The following is a 24,337-nucleotide window of genomic DNA, read 5'->3' as shown; positions in this document are numbered from 1 at the left end:
GCACCTCCCTCTCCTAGCGTCTACTTTAAGTAAAAGACTTCTTTCAGTTCGAGAGAGACAGGGCTATGGTCTTCGTTCGTTTCCATGACATCCTTCATATACGCCCACCACTTCTGGCAGATTTCCGTTTCCGCCGTCTTGCTCCAGCGCTCTTCATCCTCAATCACCAGATAGGCAAACAGACGGCCAGTGGTCGGGTCGAGAAAGATGGAGTAATCATGCGCCCCGTACTCTTTGAGCATCTCGATCATCTCCGGCCAGATTTCGTCGTGGCGGCGCTTGTATTCCTCGTGGCAATCCCCGAATACATGCATGACAAACGCTTTACGAATCATCTTTGTTCCCCCTGTCCCGTGCTTATCGTGTAAACGCGGCAGGTACGCCGCCGTCAATGGTCAGCATGCAGCCCGTGGTCTTCTCCGATTTGGAAGAGGCGAAAAAGAGAATGCCCTCCGCGATATCTCTCGGATAAATGTTCACGAGCAGCGTCGTGCGCTTGCGGTAGTAGTTTTCCAGCTGATCAGGCTCGATCCCGTAGGCAGCGGCACGCTCATTGCGCCAGCTGGAATTCCAGATCGCCGAGCCTTGCAAAATCGCATCCGGCAAAATCGTGTTGACGCGAATGCCATGCTCTCCCCCCTCTGCCGCGATGCAGCGGGCGAGGTGAACTTCCAGCGCTTTTGCCGAGCTGTAAGCCGTTACGTTCTTCCCTGCGTAGACGGAGTTTTTCGAGCCGACGAACACCATATTGCCGCCGATGGCCTGTGCTTTCATCTGCTTGAACGCTTCGCGAGCCACGAGGAAGTATCCGGTTCCTAGTACGGCGATATTCAGATTCCATTCCTTTAGTGTCGTTTCATCGAAGGGACTGGAGGTTGCGAGGCCCGCATTGTTCACGACTGTATCCACCCCGCCATAAGCGAGTGCCGCCTGTGCCAGAGCCGCTTGCACGTCCGCTTCGCTCGTAACGTCCATCTTCACCGCAATGGCACGCCCCTCACCAAAACGCTCGTTGATTTCCTGTGCGACTTTTTCTGCGCCTTCGAGGTTCAAGTCTGCCAATACGACGTGAGCACCTTCTGCTACGAAGCGGCGGCACGTCTCGCTTCCGATTCCGCCCGCTCCCCCCGTGACGAACACCACTTTGCGGGAAAACTCTGCTTCTGGCGGAGCCAAAGACAGCTTATAGAGCTCCAGCGGCCAATACTCCACGTTGAACGATTCGTTTTCACTCAAGGAGACAAAGCTGCCCAAAGCTGTCGCTCCGCGCATGACCGCGATCGCACGATGATAGAGGGCGCCGCTTACCTGTGCATGGGACCAGCTTTTCCCGGTATTCACCATGCCGACACCCGGGATGAGGATGACACGTGGTGCCGCTTCCGACATCTGGTCTCCCTCGTTTTTGTTTCGTTCAAAATAGCTCGTATATTCTTCCTTGAAGTGAGCGATCCCCGCAAGCAGGCTTTGCTTCAACCCCTCTACATCTCTGGATGCGGGATCCCACTCTACGTACAGCGGAACCATTTTCGTGTGCACCAGATGATCCGGGCAAGCAGCACCGACCTGCGACAGCTCACGTGCATCACGGCTATTGACAAACTGGAGCACATTTTCCCCATCGTCATAGGTCAATAGCATCCGCTTCGTATCACTGACAGCCCCGCGAATGACAGGCATGACATGCGCCAGGATTTGTTTTCGTTCTTCCTCTGGAATGGTTTCAAAGCGCTGTCCACCGAATATGGACTCTTCGTTTATCTTCGTTTCAATGTACGCTTCTGCTTCCTGTATAATCGCGATCGTTTTCGCATAGCACGCCTCAGACGTATCTCCCCACGTCACCAGCCCGTGCTTTTCCATCAGCACCAGCTCTGCCTGCGGATTTTCCAGTACCCCTTTGGCAATCATTTTGGACAGGGTAAAGCCGGGACGCACATAGGGAACCCAGACAAATCGATCGCCGAAAATCTCGCGCGCCACTTCCTTCCCGTTGTCCGCGCAGCAAATGCTGATGATCGCGTCCGGATGGGTATGATCCACATGGGGAAACGGCAGAAAGGCATGCAGGAGCGTTTCGATCGATGCGCGCGGATGCTTGCTGTCTACCATGCAATGCGCCAGATAGGCGACCATTTCCTCATCGGGCATTTCCTCCCGTTCCAGGAGCGGCTGGATATCCTCGAGCCGCAATCCCGTGAAATTGCCCGCTTTCATCGTGGCGAGGTCCGAGCCGCTGCCCTTTACCCACATCACATCAATCTCTCGGCCGCGAAAGTCCGTGATTTTTGTTTTTGAGGAGGTATTTCCTCCTCCCCAGTTGCACACCCGCCGATCCGTACCGATCAGATTCGAGCGATAGACCAGCTCCTCCAGTCCGTTTTGGCATTGTGCTGCCTGTTCGCGATTCCATAAGCTCTGTATCATCTCGTACCTCCACTTTTTTCTGATTGATGGACTCCTTATTGGAAAATCAGATTTTGACCCATTTTCGCAAATACCCTTTGAGATTTGGCACCATGACGGCCAGAATCAGCAAAAGTCCGATGATGACGAGCAGCATCTGCGCGGGTACGTTGACAAGCCCCAGACCGTAACGCAGGAAACCAATCAGGAAAATGGCGAGAATCGCGCCGATCATTCTTCCTTTTCCGCCTGACGTACTGATTCCGCCCAGAACGACCATCGCAATCACGTCCAGCTCGTAGCCCGTCGCGATATTCGGCCGGGTGCTGCCCATCCGCGAAGTGAGGAACAGCGCCGTGACGGCTGACATGAGACCCGCAAGCGTAAAGACGAGAATTTTGATTTTGTCCACCTGTATTCCGGAAAATTGGCTGGCTGTCAGATTGCTCCCCATCGCATAAACACGTCTGCCAAATGTGGTTTTGTGCAGCAAAAGCGCAAAAATCACAGTAAAAACCGCAAAAACAATCAGGATAAACGGAACAGATCCCACATATCCCCACCCGAGAAACTTGAACCATTCCGGAAACTTGCCGGCAGCCTGGTCTTCCAGCAGGATGTACGCGATCCCGCGGTAAATGATCATGGTCGCCAAGGTCACGATCACTGCTGAAAGCTCCTTGAATCGGGTGATCAAGAGGCCGTTGACGTACCCGCACAAGGTCCCTACTGCCAAGCAGATGACGACTGCCAGCTCCATCGGAACCCCCATCGTGTACAGATCAGCCATCACGACAGATGACAGCGCTACGATGGAAGCGACAGAAATATCGATGTCTCCGAGAATGATGATAAAAACCATCGGCAGGACGATAAACGCCTTGTCGAGGAAGGTCATCGTCGCATCCCGCAGACTGTCCGCGTTCAAATAATAGGGAGAGAGATTGGCGTTGATCACATTCACCAGAATAAAGATGAGGACGAGCATCCATTCCCACTGCAGAAAAAAGGTTTTCCACGAGAACTCCTTTTTCCCGATGATGACTCTCTTTTCCATCGCTAAATTCTCCTCCTCATCAGGTTGCTCTGATCGACGCCTCGTTTGACCAGCGCATTGATAACGACTGCGATGAGGATGATCGAGCCCTGAATGCCCATTTGCCAAAACGGCGAGACGTTGATCAGTGGCAAGGCGTTGTTCAAAATCCCCAGCAGAATCGAGCCCAAAATGATGCCCGAAATTTTTCCGGAGCCCCCTGCGATGCTGACTCCCCCGAGCACACATGCCGCGATGACGCTCAGCTCGTAGCCCGAAGCGGTGTCGCCTTGTGCGGAAGCAAATTTGGATACCCACAAAACGCCCGCGAGTCCAGACAACCCGCCCATGATCGTATACACGAGCCACAAAATTTTATCGTTGTTGATCCCGCTGATTTTCGCGGAATCCGGGTTGCTGCCCACTGCGTAAATCTGTCTGCCTGTCCTGGTGTATGTAATGAAGTAGAAAAAGATGAGGTAAATGACAATCGCAATCACGATGAGGGTATTGAGCCCGAAAATGGAGCTAGTCGCAATCGCTTTGAAGGAATCCGGCATTTGGTGCGCGCTGACCCATTTGCCGCCGCTAACCATGAACGTCATGCCGCGAAATGCGTTCATCATGCCGAGCGTTGCGATGATGGGAAGTATGCCTGCCTTGGAGACGAGCAGGCCGATGATCATCCCGCTGACGATACCGACTGCTGTCCCCAGCAAAATGGCGAGCAAAGGATGCGTATCCGGATAAGCGCTTACGGTCATGGCAGAAATCATCCCGGACAAAGCGAGCGTCGCCCCGATCGACAGGTCAATTCCTCTCGTCACGATGACCAGCATCATGCCGACTGCCAAAATGCTCAGAATGGCCGTATTCGTGACCATGTCGTTGATATTTTCCAGCGTCAAAAAGCTGGGATTGCGCAGCTGTACCCCTACGCACAAAAACAGAATGAATACGAGCAAGCCCAGCTCCCGAAACTTGGCGATGCTGGCTCCTGCGGAAGTCTTTTGCAGCGAATATTCTGGCACTTCTTTCACCACCTTTTATCCTTGTCCCTTACGTGCTGAGCGTCTCTGACGCACTGCTGTGTGCCGTCGCCGCTTCTGGAATAGCGCTGTTTACCATGGCTGCCTCCAGGATGGCCTCCTGCGTCACCGTTGCACCGTCCAGGCGGGCTGTCACTCTGCCCTCCCGCATAACGACGACACGATCGCTCATGCCGATCACCTCTGGCATCTCGGATGAAATCATAATGACGCCATACCCCTGCGAAGCGAGGTCACTAATGATTTCATAGATCGCAGACTTCGCCCCAACGTCTACACCCTTCGTAGGCTCATCCAGAATGATGATATCAAGATCGGCGGTCAACAGCTTGGCGACGACGACCTTTTGCTGATTCCCACCGGATAAGGAGCTGGCGAGATCAAAGATGCTGCGAGCTTTTACCTGGACTTTTTCCGCGAGTGCGTGTGCCAGCTCCGCTTCCCTTTTCTCCTGAATCCAGCCCTTGCGCGACAGCTTGCCGAGTGCCGACAGGGTAATGTTGCGCTCGATTCCCCACTCCAGGACCAATCCTTGCTTTTGCCTGTCCTCGGGCAAGTACCCGATCCCGAGCTCCATCGCTTGCAGCGGGTTTTTGACTTGAATCGCTTTGCCTTTTAAGTACACCTGGCCCTTATCGAACGAGGTAATTCCAAAGATGGCTTGGCACACCTCGGTTCTCCCTGCCCCTACCAATCCGGTCAAGCCGACGATTTCGCCTCGATGCACCGAAAAGGATACGTCTGCAAAAAAACCTGTTTTGCCAAGACCTTCAACGCGGAGCAATTCTTCCCCGCCCTTTGCTGCCTTTTTGGGGAACAGCTGTGTAATTTCCCGTCCGACCATGGCTACGATCAGGTCGTCGTTGGAAATGTCGGAAATGCCCCAGGAGCCAATGTATTTGGCGTCGCGAAACACGGTTACTTTGCTCGCCAATCGGTACATGTCTTCAAAGCGGTGCGAAATAAAGATGATCGAGGCACCGTTATCGCGCAGCTTTTCCGCGATCTTGTACAGCTCTTCGCTCTCTCTTGCCGTAAGCGCTGCTGTCGGCTCATCCATGATGATGATGCGCGCATCCATTGAAAGCGCTTTCGCAATTTCGACGATTTGTTGCTGGGCAACGCTGAGCGCCCCCATCTTCGTTCTGGGATCAAAGCTTGCCCCCAGCTCCTGCAGCAGCTTTTTCGCTTCTGCGTGCATGTCGCCCCACAGGATCCGCTTTGTGCGTTTGGTGATCTTCTCATGTCCCATGAAGATGTTTTCCGTTACACTCAGGTCGGGAAAACAGGTCACATGCTGATAAATCGCGGCAATTCCCAATCGTTGGGCGTCCTTTGGATTTTTGATTTCCGTTTTCTGCCCGTTTACAAAGATTTCGCCTTCATCCGGGAGATGAACACCCGTAATGATCTTGATGAACGTGGATTTGCCAGCACCGTTCTCACCCATAAGCGCGTGAATTTCGCCCGGCTTTAGCTGAAAATGCACTTGATCCAGCGCCTTTACGCCTGGAAACGTTTTCGTGATTCCTCTCAATTCAAGAACGTAATCTGACATAAACGTCCTCCTATTCCTGTTGGAAACGAACCCTCTGTGGTTGAACAAAACGGACATGACTGTTTTGTTTGTACCTGTTTGTTTTTATATCTTTGATTATACAGCTTTGGTTTTTGTTTGCATATGATTAATTCTGTATTTTTTTATTATTCTTTGTTTTCTCTGAAAATGCGTGAAATCGGACTTTCCCATTCGAATCGCATACATATTCTCTTCTACGAGGGCATTCCTCTAGTGCAACCGCAAAAACACCTCCAAGCGTATCTCCGCACCTTACGACACGGTTCCATACTCTTGAAGGTGTTTTGATTTTTCCCTTCTTTTTCGGAGGCAACCTCCATAGTCGTAGTAGCATTTCCTACTTCGTTTCACTTCAAGGCTTGCAAACGCACGATTGCTTGCACGCGATCGTCGACTTCCAACTTCCGATACAGATTGCTAATGTAGTTACGGGCAGTTCCCTCCGCAATGCATAATTCAGAAGCAATCTCACGGTTGTTATACCCTTTCATAATCAGCTCTGCTATTTCTCCCTCGCGCTCTGTCAATTGGAAATGATGCTTCTTCACAGTTGGTGAAGATTGCTCGAGCATCAGCTCTGACATTCGAGCAACCAATTTGGAAGCAACAGCCGTCGGCAAAATAAACTGGCCAACGACCGTATCACGAATCGCTGAGATCATTTTGTCCGTATCCATATCCTTCAATAAATAGCCGCTCGCTCCATTTGCCATACCGTCGATGATATACTGGTCTTCCAGAAACGTGGACAATATCAGGACGAACGTCTGCGGGAAGCCTTGTTTGATTTGCTTCAACGCCGTAATACCGTCCATGATGGGCATTTGCACATCTAAAATGACGAGATCTGGACGCAGCTTTTCAGTCAATGTACAAGCTTCCGCCCCATTACTAGCCACTCCCACGACTTCAAGGTCGTCCTCCAGATCGAGAATCGTGCGCAGCCCTTCCCTCGTTAGCATTTGATCGTCGGCAATGACAATTCTGATCATCTTGTTACTCTCTCCCTTGCACTCCATATGGAAGCTCGATACGCAGCAAGCATCCTTTATTCGCTTGGGAATCAATATGGAGTGTTCCTTTAAGCTGCTGAACGCGGTCATTCATCATTTTCAGACCAAATCCCATTTCGAGATTACTGGCCCCCACTCCGTTATCGGTAAGGCTGAAATGGACAGTCGCTCCATCGTCGTGCAATCGAAACTGAAACTTATTGCTTTTGCCGTGCCGAATACCGTTCGTCAAGCCCTCCTGCAAAGCGTGGTAGAGCACTTTTTTATGAAGCAGGGAAAGGTGCTCCACAGAATCCATGTGCGCCTCGATAACCGCTCCTGTATTTCGCTCTGTATCTTGTACAAGCTGTTCCATCACTTGAAGAATGTCATAGTATCTGTCCTCTTTCAACATGTGAACCGAATTGCGAATCTCGCTCAAACTGTGCCGAACAAGGTCCTGCGCTTCTTTCAACCGTCCGACGGCGCTGTCCCGATCTTTATTCAGCAGGCGTTTTCCCGCCTCAATCTGTAAAATGGTCGAGGTCAGGGTGTGTCCGACGATATCGTGGATCTCCTGCGCGATCCGATTTCGTTCCGCATATACCGTCATTTCTGCCAAAGCTTCTGAGGTAGCCTTCATCGACTTTTCCAAGCTGAGCGTTCGCTGGACAACTTGTTGCTCCAGATTGTCATTTAAGTACTGCATTTGCGAAAACAACTGAGCATTGGCAATCGAGATGGCACATTGAGAGCTAAGCAGCTTCAGCACATCAAGTCGCTCCTTGGTAAATACGCCTTTGGACAAATTGTTCTCCACATACAATAGACAAATCAATTCATTTTTATAGGAAATCGGCAAACAAAGGACGGATTTGCATTTTTTACTCTTGATGTATTCATCTCGCTGGAACATGCTGTTCCCTGCTCCATCATGAAGGATCACTGGTTGCTGGGTTCTTGCTGTAAATTCGATAATCGATGAAGGAACGAGATGCTCCGCAGCGTATAGGGGGATCGATTGGATTTGCAACTTATCTGCCGTTCCAAACGCCTCCACCATCCAACCTTCATTTTTGAAAAGAAGCGCCCCGTACTCTGCTCCAGCGTTTTGAAGCATGATGCGCATCAGTGTGTCCAGTAGTCTGCCCATCTCCATTTCACCCGACAAGGCTTGAGCCGAGATCACGACCGAAAGATAATCAGCTCGCTCCACCTCCGTTTCCCGCTTTTTATTGAGTAAATGACCTACTTTTCGCTCCATGTCAGCCGTTTTGGCCAAGGCACCCCATTGCAAGTAGGCTTCATAAGCTTCGTTGATGTACAGCTTTGCCAGCATGGGCTTACCGACTTTCATCCCGTAGGAAGCATAACTTTCTGCAATAATGCCGACGTCATGAATTAGCCCGTAGCGCCGAGCAGCCGTGATTGCCTGCTCAAAGCATTGCTCTGCCTGATGATTTTTCTGTTCGATTCGGCATAGCTCTGCCTTGACCAACAAGTACTTGTGCAAATAATTATCCGGACAGCGATCAGCAATGCGCTTCAGCCTTTTCATTTCCTGGCGAATCTTGCGCAAATAGCCTGCCTTCTCCTGCTTGCTCGCAGAGTCATAGATTTCCTTTAAAACTAAAACATGATAGAAATAATGGCTCGATGGCTCACTCGATTCTTTACTGTTATCCTCTATCTCCATGGCTAATTCGAGCGCATGCAGGGCTTTCTGATAATCACCAAACAAGTAGCCGGTAATATATTGATAGATGTAAACGATCGCGTGCAAAAAGGGTGCGGAGTTTTCAGGAATCTCTGTCATAAATGCCTGTCCCTCGATATCGACTCCTTCAAACTGGTCATTTGAAGCCCGGTATCCCATCAGCGTTGTGAGCATTTTTGACAGGACGGCTGCTTGCTTCCAATGATAGCTTGCTTTATTTTGCTGAAATTTGCCCGTATAGGCGAGCAGCTGCGCATAAATTTCCTGCAACGGATGGCTGAATTGGAACAGGAGACCGCAATTAAACAACAGACTGTTATTGGCATGCCACAGATCTCCAGATTGCAAGGCTGCTTTTCCGACATGCTCGGAAAACGTATGCAAGAAGCTCGGATCATGCTGCCTCCAGCTATCATAACAAAGGGAGAAAGCGGTATGAGTCTGCACATACAATCCCAATCTGGACTCTGCGACCTTGCATGCCTGAACTCCCCATTGATAGGCGGCTTCATAACGACGCTGTCCATAGTTTAGCATCATGGCATACCCCACAAAACCTAATGCGCCCTCTGGAATCAAGCCATGATCGAGCGTGATTTCCATCATCCTCAACGTGTCATAGGACCATGCTTTTTTATCCAGAGAAAAACTTGCGTTGCTGGTATACGCCAAAACCTTCATGGCAGCTTTCTGGCGTTCATCCGTCATGGCTGGGAGCTGACTCATGGTTTCGATCGGACGCTTGCGAAGCTTCCATTGCACCCTCGCCCATAGGCGCAGCACATCCAGCGAGCTCGGGGTGGAATGATAACGGAAGCCAAGCAGCTTCATCGTCCTTTCAGCCAATGCGATCATTTCCCGATAACTGTCCCGGTTCAACTCTAGCTGAATCATCATCAGGCAGACCAGTGCTTTATCAAAATCAGTCACAGCTCTCTCCAGAGTCAGGTCAAACAACTCTTGGGCAACTGTGAAATTCGAACAGAGGAACTCCGCTTCCGCCCTCTCTCGAAATGCTTGAAAAGTAGTCGAATAGTTGTTTTCCCAACTGTCTACTGGCAGCAGTTCCGTAGCGAAGCGCAGGTAATTCACAGCGGCTTCCATGGCAAAGGACTGCTTTGCTTTTAACCCAGCTTGCAGATTCCAGATCGCCAGCTCCATTTTTTTACCTAGTTGAATAACATGTTCCTTCGCTAGATTCAAGTGATGCAGCGCTTCAAATAAGTGGACAGCCTCATCTGCGCTTTGTCCCTCTGCCAAAATCAAGCCAATCTGCGCGTGTAATGCCATTCGATCAGATTCAGGAACCGACTCATAAGCAGTTTGCTGAATATCTTCATGTTCAAACAAATAAGTATTGCGCTTTCGATCCCCCAGTCGTAACAAGCGATTTAGCTCGACACTGTTTGCCCACCCCCGCAGCTCTTCGATGGAGAGCTGTGTGATCTGAGATAACGTACTCAATTCAAACCGCTTCCCTAAAAACGCCGCTCTGCCTAAGAGATAAATCATTTGTTCCGAGAAATTCTGCAACGAATTTGCGAGCGTAGTTGCAACCTGATCTGCAACATTCTGTTCTGCAATGAGGGAAAGCTTCCACCGCCATGTCCGCTTATTTTCATCGAAGAAAATCAGTCTCTGGTCTAGCAACTCTTGGATAAACTGAATGAGTAAAAAAGGGTTACCTCCTGTTTTATGAAGCAGCATGGCAACGAGTTCATCTATCTCTTCTGTCAACCCCTGAAAAAAAGAGCGCAACATGTGCTGAACCTCGTGCTGTCTATATGCCCTAAGCTCAATTTGCTCCATGCGTGTCCCTTGTTCTGCGAGCTGCTTGCGTAATTTTTGCATCGGATTTGACTCATGCCATTCTTCATCCCGCGAAGAGCAAATGATCAGCAAGTTTCTGGTTTCCCCGTCACCTGCCAACTCATGAATATACTGAATCGATGCATCGTCTGCCCAATGCATGTTGTCCAAGAATACAACAAACGGGCTCCCTTTCTTGAAAAACAATTGAAAAAACCGATTCAGGACAAACAGGAATCGATTTTTTGCTTCTGCCAGCGGCAATGTCTCCAACGCGGGCTGTTCGCCGATCAAGAGTTTCAAGCGCGGTACCAGATCAGTCAGTTGCCTTCCATGACCTTGTACTGCATCTAAAACCTTCTTCTTCCATGCTTCTGCCTGTTTTTCGTTAACCGTTAATAATTGATCTACCAATTGTTCGATCACTTGCACCCAAACGGTATATGAAAGTGTATGGGGAGCCCATAATTGACTCACCACAAACACCCCTTCGGCTGGTACTTCCTGACGAATCGTCTCCAGCACAAAAGAGGTTTTTCCTATTCCCGTTATCCCACTCACCCATACAACTTCTTTAGCACCTTCCGTTACGCGGTGTAACGCCTGCTGTAGTGCCTCTTGCTCAGCAACCCTGCCGTAGTGAAGACCCGTTATCGCTGCGCTTTTCGATATATCTCTACTTCCAACCGCAAAGAATGGGACGCTTCCTAATTCGTGAAAACGACTCAAACACTCTTCCAGATCAGCACGAATTCCATAAGCGCTTGCGTACCTTGCTTCCCGCATTTTCTCCATGCATTTTTGAACGATATCCGAAATGACTTCAGGAATGGCTCGATTTTTAACATGAACTGGCTCAGGATTCGTAGCAAGATGATGGTGTACGATATCCAGCGCATGCTGGGACGAAAAAGGCAGACTCCCCGTAAACCATTCGTACAAGATCACGCCTAACGAATAAAAGTCCGATCGATGGTCAGGAGCCATCCCGGTTCTCCCCGTCTGCTCCGGGGATACGTAGTGGAGAATCGAGTTATCCATACTTGTTGAGTTCGGTGGGACGCTTTGTTTTCCCGCATTCGAACAGGAACGTAAATCTATTACCTTGACCTCGTTCAGGTCATCGTTGATCCAAAAAGAAAGAGGCGTCATTTTATGTAGAATGATATTGGTCTGATGTAGTTGCCGCATACACTCTGCCAGAGCAATCGCGACACTGAAAATATCGTCTAGCTCCAAGGAAGCTCTCCTGGTACGCAGCAATTGATCCAAGGTGGTTCCACCAGGATCCTTCAGCAGCAAAACGGGGCGCATTCCTGCCATTTCTAAACTGATTGGCTCGAGTCCTCCCCCACATTCCAGCAATTGTTCGTACTCATGTTCAAAAGAACTGATCATAGGTTTTTCAGGAAATAATTCAATCGTGGTCTTGGCAATAATCGTCTCGTTATCTTTTACACGTACCATGCGATAGATATGTACTTCATTATTACTAGTTATTTCTTCGGCAAATCGATATCCTGGCAACACAAACATGGCCACACCTGCTTCACTAGCATTCTCGTTCTTTGAAATCGTCATAATCTTGCAATAAAAGATCCCTAAAATAGTTTACTATAGAAGCTGTGCACATGTTGAAAGAGTTTTATCGCAATCTCTCCCTCCGGTTATAAAATACCGCTGTATCCAGAGAAGTCCCTGAACACAGCGATATGTTTGATGCAGCTATTTGCGTACTGTTACCCGAATCGTCGCCTTTTTACCTGCAAAGCTAGCTGTGATCGAAGTACGTCCTTCCCCAACAGCGGTGATGACGCCGTCTTTTACGGTGACAATCTTTGGATCAATAGAGGTCCACTCTACATCTGTACCCTTAAGCGCTTCCTTGAAGCCTTGGTCGTAATAAGCAGTTACCAGCGAGTTAGCCTCTTGGTCTACTTTCAAGCTCACGGAAGCTTGACTCACCCGGATCACATTTGGTTTACGCTCGGTGACAACTAGCCATTTTCCAGTAATCATCTTACCTGCGTATCTTGCTGTAATTTTGGCTATTCCCGGTTTTTTCGCGATGATCAAGCCATCCTCGGTAATTTCCGCGACATCGGAATTATTCGTGCTCCACTTCGCTTCATCCGTAACGTCCTTACTTTTTTTGTTGCTCAAAGTAACGGTCAGCTTTAGCTGCTGCTCTTCCTTGCGTTTCAGCACACCTTGCTTCGCAGTAAGCGTGAGCGATTGAAGAGTAGCATTCGATACGTTGACAGGAATGCGCAGCTCTTCCCCTAGATAATGAACCGTAATGACTGCCTCACCCTGTTCATTTCCAGCCACGATCTGCCCTCGCTTAACCGTGATGAGATCGTTATCAACGGTGTAGGAAGTGTTTTCACTTCGAGTAATGTCTTTGCGCTTGCCATCACTGATGCTGTACACTTTCAATCCGATGCTTCGTTTCGGCTTAACCCAATAGATAGACTCCGCTGCGTCCAGAATGCCGGCATTCTCTTTGACAGATACACGCAGTTTCAGCTCTAGGCCTTGATAACGAACCGTGATGACTGCATTTCCATTCTTCGCACCTGCCGTAATCTCTCCCGGCTTCACAGAGACGAGCTTGCTGTCGCTGCTATATTCGATGTCTTTACGTTTAGTGATCTCTGTTTTTTCCTTACCCATGACTGCATATACTTTGAAACGAACCGAATTCTTTGGTTCCAGATGGAAAGAAGTCGAGCTAGCCTCTAAGCGAAGCGTACCCTCTTCTTCTCCTACGGTTACTTCCACGCTAGCGGTCTTGTTGCCATCCACAGTCGTGACCGTAATGGTTGCATTCCCTGGAGCTAGCGGAGTGACTTTTCCTTTCGAATCGACCTTAGCCACTTTCGGATCACTGCTCGTCCAGTTCAGTGCCTTGTTCGTCGCAGAGGCTGGCATTACGGTTGCTGTCAGAGCAGTTGCTTCTGCTCCAGCTTGCAAGATGAGCTGGTTCTCACTCAGACTAACTCCTGTAACCGGCACTTCCGGATTGCTCGGAGTAGAAGGCGTTGGGGCAGACCCTCTCTTCACGTCGATCGTGTACGTTTTCGTCGTCTCATCGTCTTCCGCTGTTACCAATACCGTAATCGGGTTGCTTCCTACCTTCAAAGCGATCGGAGCGGAAGTGGTACCGTTGACTACGAGTACACCATTAATATTCACGCTTGCGTTGCTGTCAGATGCGGTAGGCGTAATCGTGAGTTTGCTTACGCTATTCGGCACGCTTGTCGTGTAGTTTGTCTCATCGGCTGAGAATGCCGGTGACAGTGTGCCACTCGATAGCTCTAATTCGTCCAAGTCGGCATCTGTGCTTGCCGCTTCACGCGTAATGTCCAAGAAATACTCTTGCACGGAGCTATTTTCAGCAGTGACTTCTATTTTAATTTGCTTTTCACCTACGCCCAGATTGTTCACTGCATATCCTTGTCCACTGGTTACCGGGATTCCTTCTACTTTGATCGTTGCCTTTTCGTGCTTTCCTGTTGGTGTTATAGTCAAACTCATTTCTTTGTAAGGGATCGTGACTGAGTACTGATACGTGGAAGGATCAAATACCGGACTCAGCGTCCCTTTGGAAACGCCCAGAGCGCTCAGGGTATTGTCGCTGCTTTTCGCGCGAGTCACCGTCAGGGTGTACGTTCTCACAGGCCCATTATTTGCTTGTACCTCGATGCGAATGGTATTTTCCCCTACCTGCAAAGCGATCGGTTGGGAATCCCTACCGCTAACTACTGGTTCAGAGTTTACTTTGATTGTTGCGATGCTGCTTAAAGCGACCGGTGTCACTGTTATGCTGTCCACTTCATTGCCCACGTTTCTGGAGTATGAGTCAATAAGGGAATTAAATGTGGGCATAACAAAGCCGTTGGATAAAGACAAGTTACTTAAATAATTGTTATCGAAGGCTGGAGATAATCGGCTGATTCTAATCCAATATTTTTTGGCATCACCATTTTGCGCTGTTACAATAATCGGAATGTACTTCTCTAATCCTCCTCCGGTCAAGTAAGAAGCAGGAAAAGTATACGGGGTGTTGTTGGTGTGCGCTGTACCATCTACTGTTATACGAGCCGTATTGTCCGACAAATGCGGTGTTATCTGAATATTCGCTACATCATATTCCAGACTTACTACATAAGACGTCGTAGACGGGGAAAATACGGGGGAAAGCGAGCCGCTGGACAAAGTAATGCCAGCCAAATTATTATCAGCGCTTGGAGCAGCCCGGTTTACCTTTATCGTGTAGGTCATGGGTGACTGGCTACCTACAATACCGCTTGGAGTCACTTTGATTGCGAATGTTTTCTCTCCCACTGCCAAGGCTGGAGAAGTATACCAGCTCCCGGCCGCCAGAGTACTGCCGTTCACCTCAACCTTTGCCGTGCTCTGAAACGTAACTGGCTTCATCTTAATAGAGGTGACATTTGTATCGACATTTACCGTATAGTTTAAAGTGTTTGATGAAAAGCCAGGGCTGAGTGTCCCCCCCTCAAATTCCAAGTCGGTTAGTGTGTTATTTACAAAAATTTCGCGTTTGACATTCACTGTATAGGTCTTCGTTGTGGTCCCATCCGAAGCTGTTACTTTGAACTCAATGCTGTTATCTCCCAAGTTGAGAGATTTCACGTACCCCGCTCCACTTGCATGCGTAGAGCCATTGACCTGAAGGGTCGAGGAGGAATCCGCCAAACTTGGGATGAGCGTAATTTCCCCCACCTGATTTCCCACTGCCAACGTGTAATTTGTGGTGTCTGGTGAAAATACTGGATCAAGTGAGCCAACTGACGATGTCAAACCAGACAATTTTTCACTCGATATGGGAGCTGCTGCTCTCTTCACATTCAGAACATACGTCTTTTGGCTGTTGTCTGTGGCCGTTACTTGAATCGAGATAGAATTTTGACCCTTCTCTAAAGCAAGTAATTTTTCCGTTTCTTGAGGCAGATCCATATGCCATTCAACAATACGCATGGTTGCAGCGGGATCTACCGTTTTTGCCTTTATCGTTATCGTACTGACTTCCACTGGTACATCTGCACTGTAAATTTCTACATCCGGATCAAAAACGATATCTGGAATCGAAGTCGCAAGCGTACTTAACTGATTGCTCGGTGCCTCCGCAGCGTTTGCTTCTTCCAGCCCTAAAAATGATTGTTGCGGAAATGCCGTGAATGCCAACAAAAATGCCATCATCACGACAAAGACACGTGTAAACCGAGAACACATAAGATAACTCCCCTCTTTTTCCTTGCTCGGAATCAACTTCTGAAAACTCCCATGTCTATTCAAACTTTTACATACCCCCATTATTGAATTTCCTAGTAGCTATCACTTCTATTATTATATTTTCTCGTTTTTTTCCCGGTAGTGAGCCCAGTCACTACTTTTGTCATCAATGTCATGTGACAAAACTTCCATTATCTCTGTAAGCTGTGCAGTGTCTTTTTCCAGGGCGGCTCATCAGCATATAGCAGTCACCCCAGATCAACTGCGAAAGAGGCGTGCATTTTGGAGAAAACACAGCTTACCGGGCGCATCGTGACTCCCGCTGATCCCGATTATGCATGGGCACGTACAAATAATAACCTGAGCTTTCCCCAATTCCCCAAAATCATTGTGTTTTGCAGAAATGTCGAGGATGTTGTGAATGCTTTGAAATGGGTACGGGAAAACCGGGTCCCCTTTCGTATCCGCAGCGGCCGTCATAGCTATGAAAACTTCTCGCTGGTAACGGACGGGTTGGTCATTGATATCAGCGACATGAATGCGATCACATTCGACGAAACAAGCATGACAGTCAAAATAGAAGCCGGCGCGAATCTCGGCCTCGTCTACCAACGACTATGGGAGCACGGCACCACAATCCCAGCTGGTACGGAAGGCAGCGTTGGGCTTGTGGGGCTTTCTCTGGGTGGAGGAATCGGGATGTTGTCGCGATTGTTTGGGCTTACCTGCGACAATCTACTGGAAGTTGAAATCGTGACAGCCAGTGGACAGCGGGCTGCCCAGCTGGTTCGGGCAAACCCTCATCAGAACCGTGATCTGTTTTAGGCATGCCGTGGCGGCGGCGGGAACTTTGGCATTGTCACTTCCCTTTCCTACAGAGTACATCCCATTTCCAAAGTATCTATTTTCTCTATCACATGGGGGTGGGAGGACCTCGAAGCTGTATTTGACGCCTGGCAGAATTGGGCACATCACGCGGATATACGGCTGACCTCCGAAATCGAATTAAAAGCAAAGAAAGCCAACCAAATCATTGCCCAGGGTGAATTCGTGGGCCCGGCCTCGAATTTGCGGACTCTCTTACGGCCATTGACTAGTATTGGTTCCCCTACGAAAATAGCGGTGAAGGAAGTTCCCTATATCAAAGCAGTGCGATTCTTTGACGATCCGAGCGGAAACCTTCCTGCACATCGTAAGCGTTCTGGCTCCTTTTTAAAAAAGCCTTTCCCACCAGATGCCATCGAGACGATGAAGAAGTTTCTCGAAAATGCCCCCAATGAAGAGGCGGCCGTCTGGCAACAGGCACTTGGCGGTGCAACCAAGCAGTTCTCCCCCTCTGAAACAGCGTTTTACTACCGTCATGCCATCATCGCTCAGGAGTATAAAAGTACTTGGAGCCAGCCTGTGGAAGAAGCGGAAAACATTCGCTGGATTGAAGAGCTTCGGCATGTTTTATCGAAGTATACGACTGGCGATTACGTGAATTGGCCAGATCTCCACATCAAAAATTGGCAAGCAGCGTACTACGGGAAAAACCTCAAGCGGCTTCAGGCTGTCAAAAAATCCTATGATCCATCCAATCTGTTCCGCTTTCCGCAAAGCATTCCTTTGCCACCTGATCCTAAGAAAAGGTAAAGCTTATCTCTTATGGGGTTGAGCTTTCTTTCTATTACGTCATACAAAGCAGGGAAGGCGCCTGACCCGGACAGCTTTCCTGCTTCCCCCTTCATTTCTATTTCATCGGCCCATCATTCAAGCATCTGGGCTCCTGAAACGAAAAACCTCTCGCTCAGCGAAGCGAGTGACATGCAAGAAACCGCTTAGTTGCGAGAATGAAAAAGAGCCACATCTTCTGTTACAGGTCTTGTCCTGCCCCTGACTCACAGAAGATGTGGCTTTTTCTTTTGTCTGCTTTACACGTCAAACTTGCTGACCAGCGCTTGCAGTCGAAGTGCCTCCCGATTCAGCTTTTCCGCAGAGCTGGCTACATCCTCACACGATAGCAGCTGCTCATCTACCGAGTTGACAGTGGTTTTTGCGTACGCCAGTGCCTGGTTCGCGATCTCTTTCATAATGATGACCGCTTCACTGACTTGCGTCGTATTAGCTGCCATTTGCTCCGCAGATGCGGAAACCTCTTGCACTTGATCCGTTACCTCGATGATGCTATTGCGGATGGTTGTAAAAATATCGCTCGCTTCACTGGCCACCTGCATGCCAGATGCGGTTTCCCTGCTGCTTTCACTCATTGCTGAAACGGCAGTCGCCATGTAGGTACGGATCTCTTCTATTAAATCGGCGATCCGTGCCGCGGACTCTTGGGACTGTCCTGCCAGCTTTCGGACTTCCTCTGCTACGATGGCAAAGCCCTTCCCTTGCTCGCCTGCCCGTGCAGCTTCGATCGCTGCATTGAGTGCGAGGATTTGCGTCTGTCCTGTAATGGCTTCCATGACCCGCAAAATATCCACGATCTGCGTAGAATGAGCATCCAGTGTTCGAATGATCTCATTTGTCTGCTCCGTCTGGTTGTTGATCTGCTCCATTTGTGCAGCTACTCGCGAGACAGTGTCATCTCCCAGCTTGGCGAGCTCTGACATCGTAAGCGACAGCTCCGCTACCGCAGATGATGACGTAGCCACCATATGAATCCCTGCATTGACTTCTTCCATGCTGCGAGCACTTTGGTTCGAGCCGTGCTGCTGTCGTTCTGCGCCATCAGCGATCTCCTTCACCGAGCTGACAATCTGCCGCGATGATTCAGCGGTACGCTCTGCACCTACAGTCAGTTCCTCCGAAGAAGCGGCCACCTCATCAGCGGTTTTCTTCACTTCCTGAATGAGCACATGCAGGTTCGTGCGCATTTTTTCAAAAGCAGCCCCTAGTTGACCCACTTCATCTCTGGATTGAATCACTACCGGCTGATCCAGCTTGCCATCTGCGATTACTAACGCCTTCTGGTTCAACAAGCGAAGCGGCTTGATGATGGAGCGGTTCAAAAAATACGCGATCACACTGCTCACCACTAGCACAACAAGGAAAAACACGAGCATCAATCGATTCGAAAGCTCGATGGAGTCTTGAATGGAGCTGACAGAACCTGTTATTTGCTGCACCTTTTCCTGGAGATAGGCATCTACTTCACTGTTGACCTTTTCTGCCTGAGCATCAAAGTCATCCATTAGCTGATTGCCCTTCTCGTGACCTTGGTCGATAAAGACATGTGCCATTTTTTGACCGACGGCATAGAAATCATCGAAAGCCACTATTATCTTTTGCAGACGCTCCTGATCCTCAGGATTAACCTGCTTCATTTCCTCAGCAGACTTCCGGAATATTGCTGCGTATCTGGATGCTTCGTCCAGACCATCATCCATTCCATTTTGTCCCCGTGTGGCGCTAATATCAGTCAACCATTGTTGAACCTGAATGACGGACATCTTCATTTCCTCAGCCATAAGAGCTGAACGTAGCGTTTTGGCTTCCATGATCGTGGTGGTCTCACTTTGCTGCAAGGAAACTACGTACTGATAGCTGCCAACTGCTGCGAACATGACGAAAATTAGAGAGAATGCACATACAATTTTTTTGGCGATTGACACAGTATCCTCCTCAAACATCCATGATGCACCTGTATATATTCGTAAATTGTAATGCGTTTGAGGGGATCAAAACAATCGCCAGCCTAGCATTGTAAACGCTTTGTAACCAATATTTGTCTGAAGGATGTCATTTGCTTACTTTTGAATAGCAATCGCAAGCTGTGATATGGTCATTAACCATGCCTACTGCCTGCATAAAGGCATAGCAGATCGTAGAACCCACGAAGGTGAATCCTCGCTTCTTCAAATCCTTGCTCAGTTTGTCGCTCACGTCAGTAGTGGCTGGTACCTGAGACATAGCTGTAAAATGGTTCTGAATCGGCTTTCCCCCTACAAAAGACCAGATATATTCTCGAAAGGAGCCGAATTCCTCTACAACGCGGAAAAAGGCCTTTGCATTGGTCACAACAGCTCTGACCTTCAATCTGTTTCGCACAATCCCTTCATTATTTAGCAGCTCTTCTATCTTGTTTTCATCGTAGTGAATGATTTTTTCAGGCTCGAAGTTATCAAATGCCTTCCGATAATTCTCCCTTTTTTTCAGGATCGTATACCAGCTTAGCCCTGCCTGTGCTCCCTCGAGATTGAGATACTCAAATAGGAGCCGGTCGTCATAGACGGGTACTCCCCATTCATGATCATGGTAGTCGATATACAAAGGATCCTCGTTTACCCAGCCGCATCTGTTCATCGTTTACTGCCCCCTTAATCTTACGAACGTATATTCTTATTGTTAGGATAAACAAACATAACCACTTCTGCAAGTTTTCTTAGAAAAAAAGAACCCGTTTTGACGGGATTGCCTGTCATCGCGGGTCAGGGTTGCTTTCTATTCAATCAATCAGCATGTCTCACTTTGCCCGGCCCTTTTAGGCGGACCAAATACCGGTGCCAATCTGGAGTCCGAAAGCTGCTCTCCCAAGCCAAAGTACTGGCAGAAATTCATGATCAGCGGTTTCCATTTTGCCGGATCAATGTAATTCGGGTGACCATCCATGAGAAGACCTGGCTGAATATGAACTTTTTCAATGTAAACTTCCATGGCCACCAGCGAGCTCGGCTCCTCCATCGGATGCAGCTTTACCAGCCTAGCCTCCATTTGAACGGGACATTCCTTTACTCTAGGCGCTCGCACGACCTCTGACGGCAATGAAGAAAGGTCGGCGACACCAAGCTTATCTGCCTCGAATTGGTATCCCCGTGCGGCTTTCTTTTCCGGAACCGGATTTCTTCCCGTTAACAAAGTAAGTCTTTCGATTGCCGGCACCATGTCTACTGACGGAAGATTGAGCACACATTCTTTTTCTCTCAGCAAATTTTGCACGGTCTGTGACTGGCTGCTCATCCCGAGCATGCACGATTGGCCTAGCCACCAAGCTGAGGACATCGGCGCTACATTTGCTGTACCCGTTTCATTTCTTGTAGTGATCAACACAACTGCGCTTCCAAAGTATAACATTTTTGGCTCAATCACCATGTGCATAAGCCTTCCACGTCTCCTCTGCATTCCAGATTTTCATAACTGTAGCACAGAGCTTTTGCGTGATATAGGCTTTCGGAGTATGACAGCAAGATCGCAAAGCAATAAATTTTGTCCGGCTACCACACGAGAAGAAGCTGCCGAATTCTTCCGGCAGCTCCTCTGTCTATTTCACCATCTCAGCCATTTTTACAAATGTGTAGCCCTTGCTCTTCAAGCTCTCCAGCACGACTGGCAAAGCTTCAATCGTATGGATATCATCGAGCATGTGCAGCAGAATCACACTGCCATTTTGCGTCTGGGTCAGAACACCGTTTACAATATCCTTCGCACTGTTTTTGGAATCCCAATCGAGCGTAGTGACATCATACATCGCAATCACTTTGTAGCCAGTCGCTGCAATCACTTTTCCGGTTTGATCGTCCACGACACCCGTCGGCGGTCTGAACAGCATGACAGGCTGCTGCTGGATCGACTCTGTGATGACCTGATGGGCTTTCACGATGTCCTTTTGCAGGTCCTCCGGCTTCAATGTCGTTACCACCGGGTGGCTGTAGGAGTGGTTTGCGACATCATGGCCGCCCTCGACCATGGCTCGTGCCAGATTCGGGTTATTTTCTACCCCTTTTGCCCTCAGGAAAAAGGTCGCTTTCACATCATGCTCTGCTAAAATATCCAAGATTTTCGTAACGGTCTTATCGCTTCCCCAGTCATCAAAGGTAAGCGCGACCTGCTTTTTGTTTGTGTCCGATTTATAGACCAGCTTGTACTGGGCATTCTGGTAGTTCATGTTCACTTTGGCGGCATCATAGCCCGGGATTTTTTCCAGCGGCTTTCGTTCACCGCCGTTTTTGACCAATTCACTGAGCGTCGTAAACTTGTAGCCAATCTCCTCGGCTGCTTGTGCCATCAGAGGGATCGCGGAAATCACTTCCGGGTTGATGTCGGTATTTAACGAGATGATTCCACCTCTAGATATGTATCGTGTGACGTAATCGCCGATCGTTTTAGCGTCCCTACTCAAATCTCGGTCCTTCGGGTTGATATTGTAGCTGACAACGGCGTCCATCCCCAAATGAGCAGCCGCCAAACGGACATCATCTGTAAAATCTCCGGACTTGGTGCGAACGTAGCGCGGAACAATCCCTGTCTCTCTTTTGATCACTTCATTACTCAGCTGGATTTCGCGATAAATCTGTTCGTAGCTGAGCTTGCTCGTGTCTAGTTGATTGAGCGTATTGTTTTCGATCTCATGCCCACGGGTCAAGATGTCTTTTGCAATTTTCGGCTCTTCGGCGACCCGCATGCCCGGTAAAAAGAAGGTCGCTTTGATCTGGCTTGCATCCAACTGATCCAGCAAACGTTTCATGGTCTTTTCATCGCCCATGCCATTAAACGTTAAAGCCAATTCTTTTCTGGCTGTGTAGACGTAAGAAATCGCTTTGCTTTTTTCTCCTGTGTAGCGGGTAATGCTTTGTTCTGTGTCCGTTTTCCCCTTCGAGTTGTCAACCGATTCATCTTTGGTTACAAACATGGAGCAGCCCGATAAGAGCATAAGCACCATGCCCATCACGAATCCTTCACGTACACGCAGCATGAAGCCGGCGCTTCTTCCTCTGGTCATGCTTTTTCTCCCTTTTTGCTATCCATCGACAGATAGTCTCTCTTATTTCCCTTGCTCGGACTTCTCTACCAGGTCCGTCATGGTTACCAGCGAGTATCCCTTTGCTTGCAGACCTTCGATTATTCTCGGTAGAGCTTTGACAGTTTGAATATCATCCAGCATGTGTAGTAAAACAATGCTGCCGTTTTTTGTTTTCTCGAGAACGGCATTCACAATGTCATCCGCACTCTTGCTCTTGTCGTGATCCGAGGGAATCACATCGAATAAGGCAACGGTCTCGTAACCCGTCGCTGCAATGACTTTGACCACCTCATCGTTGACTGCTCCTGCTGGAGGTCTGAAATACATCGTGGGCTTTTGCTGAATGGCTTCTGTAATGACCTGATGTGCCTTGACGATCTCCTGCTGAAGCTGTTCTGGCGTAATATGGGTGTTATTGGGGTGCGAGTACGTGTGATTCGCTACTTCATGCCCTGCCTCTAGAATGGCTCGAGCCAGATTCGGATTTTTAGCTGTGCCGTCAGCCCGCAGAAAAAAGGTGGACTTGACCTGGTACTTTTCTAGGATGTTGAGGATGTTCGTTACTGTCGCATCGCTGCCCCAATCATCGATCGTAATAGCTACCTTTTTTTCATCGGTTTCCACTCTTTTCACCACTTTGGCGCTAGCGCTGCTGTAGTCGGGGTTGATCTTGGCTGCATCGTAGCCTTCGATCTTTTCCAAAGGCAATTTCTCCTGACCATGAGCCAGAAGCGTCTGGAGGGGCACAAACTGGTACCCTGCTTCAGCAGCTGCTTTGGCGATCAGTGGAATGGATACTGACAAATGAATATTTTCATCGATATCCAACGCAATAATTCCGCCACGATTCATATACTTGCGCACATATTTGTTCTTTTGCTCTTCCGTTTCATCGTGCCAGTTATGCAGGAACAGACTGTAACCGATGACAGCTTCTTGACCGTTGTGCGCCGCTGCCAGACGAATGTCGTCGGTGTACGTCCCAAGCCATGTCCGCGTGTATTTCGGCGTAACGCCAGTATGCTTGAGGATTAGCTCCTTGCTTTCCTTTATCTGCTGATAGATCTGTTCGTAGCTTAGTTTTGCCAGATCATGTCCATGCACCGCATTATTCTCAATCTCGTGACCCCTCACCAGGATTTGCTTGGCTAACTGCGGCTGTTTGGCTACTTGCGCTCCCGGCAGAAAAAACGTCGCCTTGATGTTGTATGTATCCAGATCGTTTAAAAGCTGTGTCAGCTTTTTCTCGTCACCTAATCCATTAAAAGTCAAAGCGAGCTCTGGCTTAGTCGTATAAACCATGGAAACAGCTTTGCTTGGCTCTCCCGTATAGCGAACAACGGAGGGTGCTGGTTGTGTATCGGCGTATGCCGTAGCCTCCATTACGGAACTGCTCAAAAGCAGGGCCAGTGCTCCAGTCACACCCAGCATTTTCCCCCAGAGACTTTTTCTTTGTCCTTTCCAAAATGTCATGATTCTACTCCTTCTTAATCAATTTAAAATAGATGTCTTACTGTAAAAGATTCGAATGATCTTACGGATGATTGCAGCTCGAAAGGGTTTGATTATAACAGGAAGGAAGAAGAGGATGTGTGATCATATAAACAGTCATAGATTTCCTATACTCTAAAATTATACACTTTTTATTAATTGTGGTAGAGTGGTTTCCCTTTCCATTTTCAACTTCTATGAACGCAATAAAAAAACCAGATGATTACACTCATCTGGTCCATTTCCGTCGCACCTTCAAAACTGGATCTGCA

Annotated in this window: 13 protein-coding genes and 1 pseudogene; 1 reads left to right on the top strand and 13 read right to left on the bottom strand. The window is 48.7% G+C overall.

Annotated elements, in window-relative coordinates; all coding sequences use genetic code 11:
* Positions 1 to 20: 20 nt before the first annotated feature.
* From rhaM to EDM59_RS23050, 8 genes are all read right to left on the bottom strand, one after another.
* A complete protein-coding gene (rhaM, locus tag EDM59_RS23085) occupies positions 21 to 335 on the bottom strand; it encodes an L-rhamnose mutarotase (protein WP_122925770.1) in 315 nt (104 codons plus the stop codon).
* Positions 336 to 357: 22 nt separating this feature from the next.
* Positions 358 to 2,427: a bifunctional aldolase/short-chain dehydrogenase gene (locus tag EDM59_RS23080; protein ID WP_122925769.1), complete on the bottom strand. Its 2,070-nt coding sequence runs from the start codon at positions 2,425 to 2,427 to the stop codon at positions 358 to 360.
* A gap of 46 nt (positions 2,428 to 2,473) precedes the next feature.
* Positions 2,474 to 3,463 carry an ABC transporter permease gene (locus EDM59_RS23075; RefSeq protein WP_122925768.1) on the bottom strand — a complete coding sequence of 330 codons (990 nt, stop codon included), beginning with the start codon at positions 3,461 to 3,463 and terminating at the stop codon, positions 2,474 to 2,476.
* Between the two features lie 2 nt (positions 3,464 to 3,465).
* Positions 3,466 to 4,473 (bottom strand): ABC transporter permease, encoded by a 1,008-nt coding sequence (locus EDM59_RS23070; RefSeq protein ID WP_183193014.1) that lies wholly within the window; start codon positions 4,471 to 4,473, stop codon positions 3,466 to 3,468.
* A gap of 28 nt (positions 4,474 to 4,501) precedes the next feature.
* Positions 4,502 to 6,049, bottom strand: coding sequence for a sugar ABC transporter ATP-binding protein (locus tag EDM59_RS23065; RefSeq protein WP_122925766.1), 1,548 nt, complete (start codon positions 6,047 to 6,049; stop codon positions 4,502 to 4,504).
* Positions 6,050 to 6,417: 368 nt separating this feature from the next.
* Entirely contained in the window at positions 6,418 to 7,062 is a 645-nt protein-coding gene (locus EDM59_RS23060) for a response regulator (protein ID WP_246011195.1), read from the bottom strand.
* Between the two features lie 4 nt (positions 7,063 to 7,066).
* The gene (locus EDM59_RS23055; RefSeq protein WP_183193013.1) at positions 7,067 to 12,124 is read right to left on the bottom strand and encodes an AAA family ATPase; all 5,058 of its coding nucleotides are present in this window, start codon (positions 12,122 to 12,124) and stop codon (positions 7,067 to 7,069) included.
* 189 nt (positions 12,125 to 12,313) lie between these two features.
* Positions 12,314 to 15,850, bottom strand: coding sequence for a cadherin-like beta sandwich domain-containing protein (locus EDM59_RS23050; protein ID WP_183193012.1), 3,537 nt, complete (start codon positions 15,848 to 15,850; stop codon positions 12,314 to 12,316).
* A gap of 282 nt (positions 15,851 to 16,132) precedes the next feature.
* Here EDM59_RS23050 and EDM59_RS23045 point away from each other — a divergent pair.
* Positions 16,133 to 17,485: pseudogene (locus tag EDM59_RS23045) on the top strand (FAD-binding oxidoreductase).
* 278 nt (positions 17,486 to 17,763) lie between these two features.
* On the opposite strand, the gene EDM59_RS23040 reads toward EDM59_RS23045, so the two are convergent.
* From EDM59_RS23040 to EDM59_RS23020, 5 genes are all read right to left on the bottom strand, one after another.
* Positions 17,764 to 19,449, bottom strand: coding sequence for a methyl-accepting chemotaxis protein (locus tag EDM59_RS23040; RefSeq protein ID WP_183193011.1), 1,686 nt, complete (start codon positions 19,447 to 19,449; stop codon positions 17,764 to 17,766).
* 127 nt (positions 19,450 to 19,576) lie between these two features.
* The gene (locus EDM59_RS23035; RefSeq protein WP_122925761.1) at positions 19,577 to 20,140 is read right to left on the bottom strand and encodes a DNA-3-methyladenine glycosylase I; all 564 of its coding nucleotides are present in this window, start codon (positions 20,138 to 20,140) and stop codon (positions 19,577 to 19,579) included.
* A gap of 150 nt (positions 20,141 to 20,290) precedes the next feature.
* Positions 20,291 to 20,932 (bottom strand): flavin reductase family protein, encoded by a 642-nt coding sequence (locus EDM59_RS23030; protein WP_122925760.1) that lies wholly within the window; start codon positions 20,930 to 20,932, stop codon positions 20,291 to 20,293.
* Between the two features lie 163 nt (positions 20,933 to 21,095).
* Positions 21,096 to 22,526 carry a polysaccharide deacetylase family protein gene (locus tag EDM59_RS23025; RefSeq protein WP_122925798.1) on the bottom strand — a complete coding sequence of 477 codons (1,431 nt, stop codon included), beginning with the start codon at positions 22,524 to 22,526 and terminating at the stop codon, positions 21,096 to 21,098.
* A 69-nt stretch (positions 22,527 to 22,595) separates the two neighbouring features.
* Positions 22,596 to 24,047, bottom strand: a complete 1,452-nt coding sequence (locus tag EDM59_RS23020) for a polysaccharide deacetylase family protein (protein WP_122925759.1) — start codon at positions 24,045 to 24,047, stop codon at positions 22,596 to 22,598.
* Between the last annotated feature and the right edge of the window lie 290 nt (positions 24,048 to 24,337).

It is taken from the genome of Brevibacillus nitrificans, from assembly GCF_003710965.1.
GTDB classification, from domain to species: domain Bacteria; phylum Bacillota; class Bacilli; order Brevibacillales; family Brevibacillaceae; genus Brevibacillus; species Brevibacillus centrosporus.
Note: the sequence above shows the minus strand (reverse complement) of the source record. Positions and strands in the feature narration are given on the sequence as shown.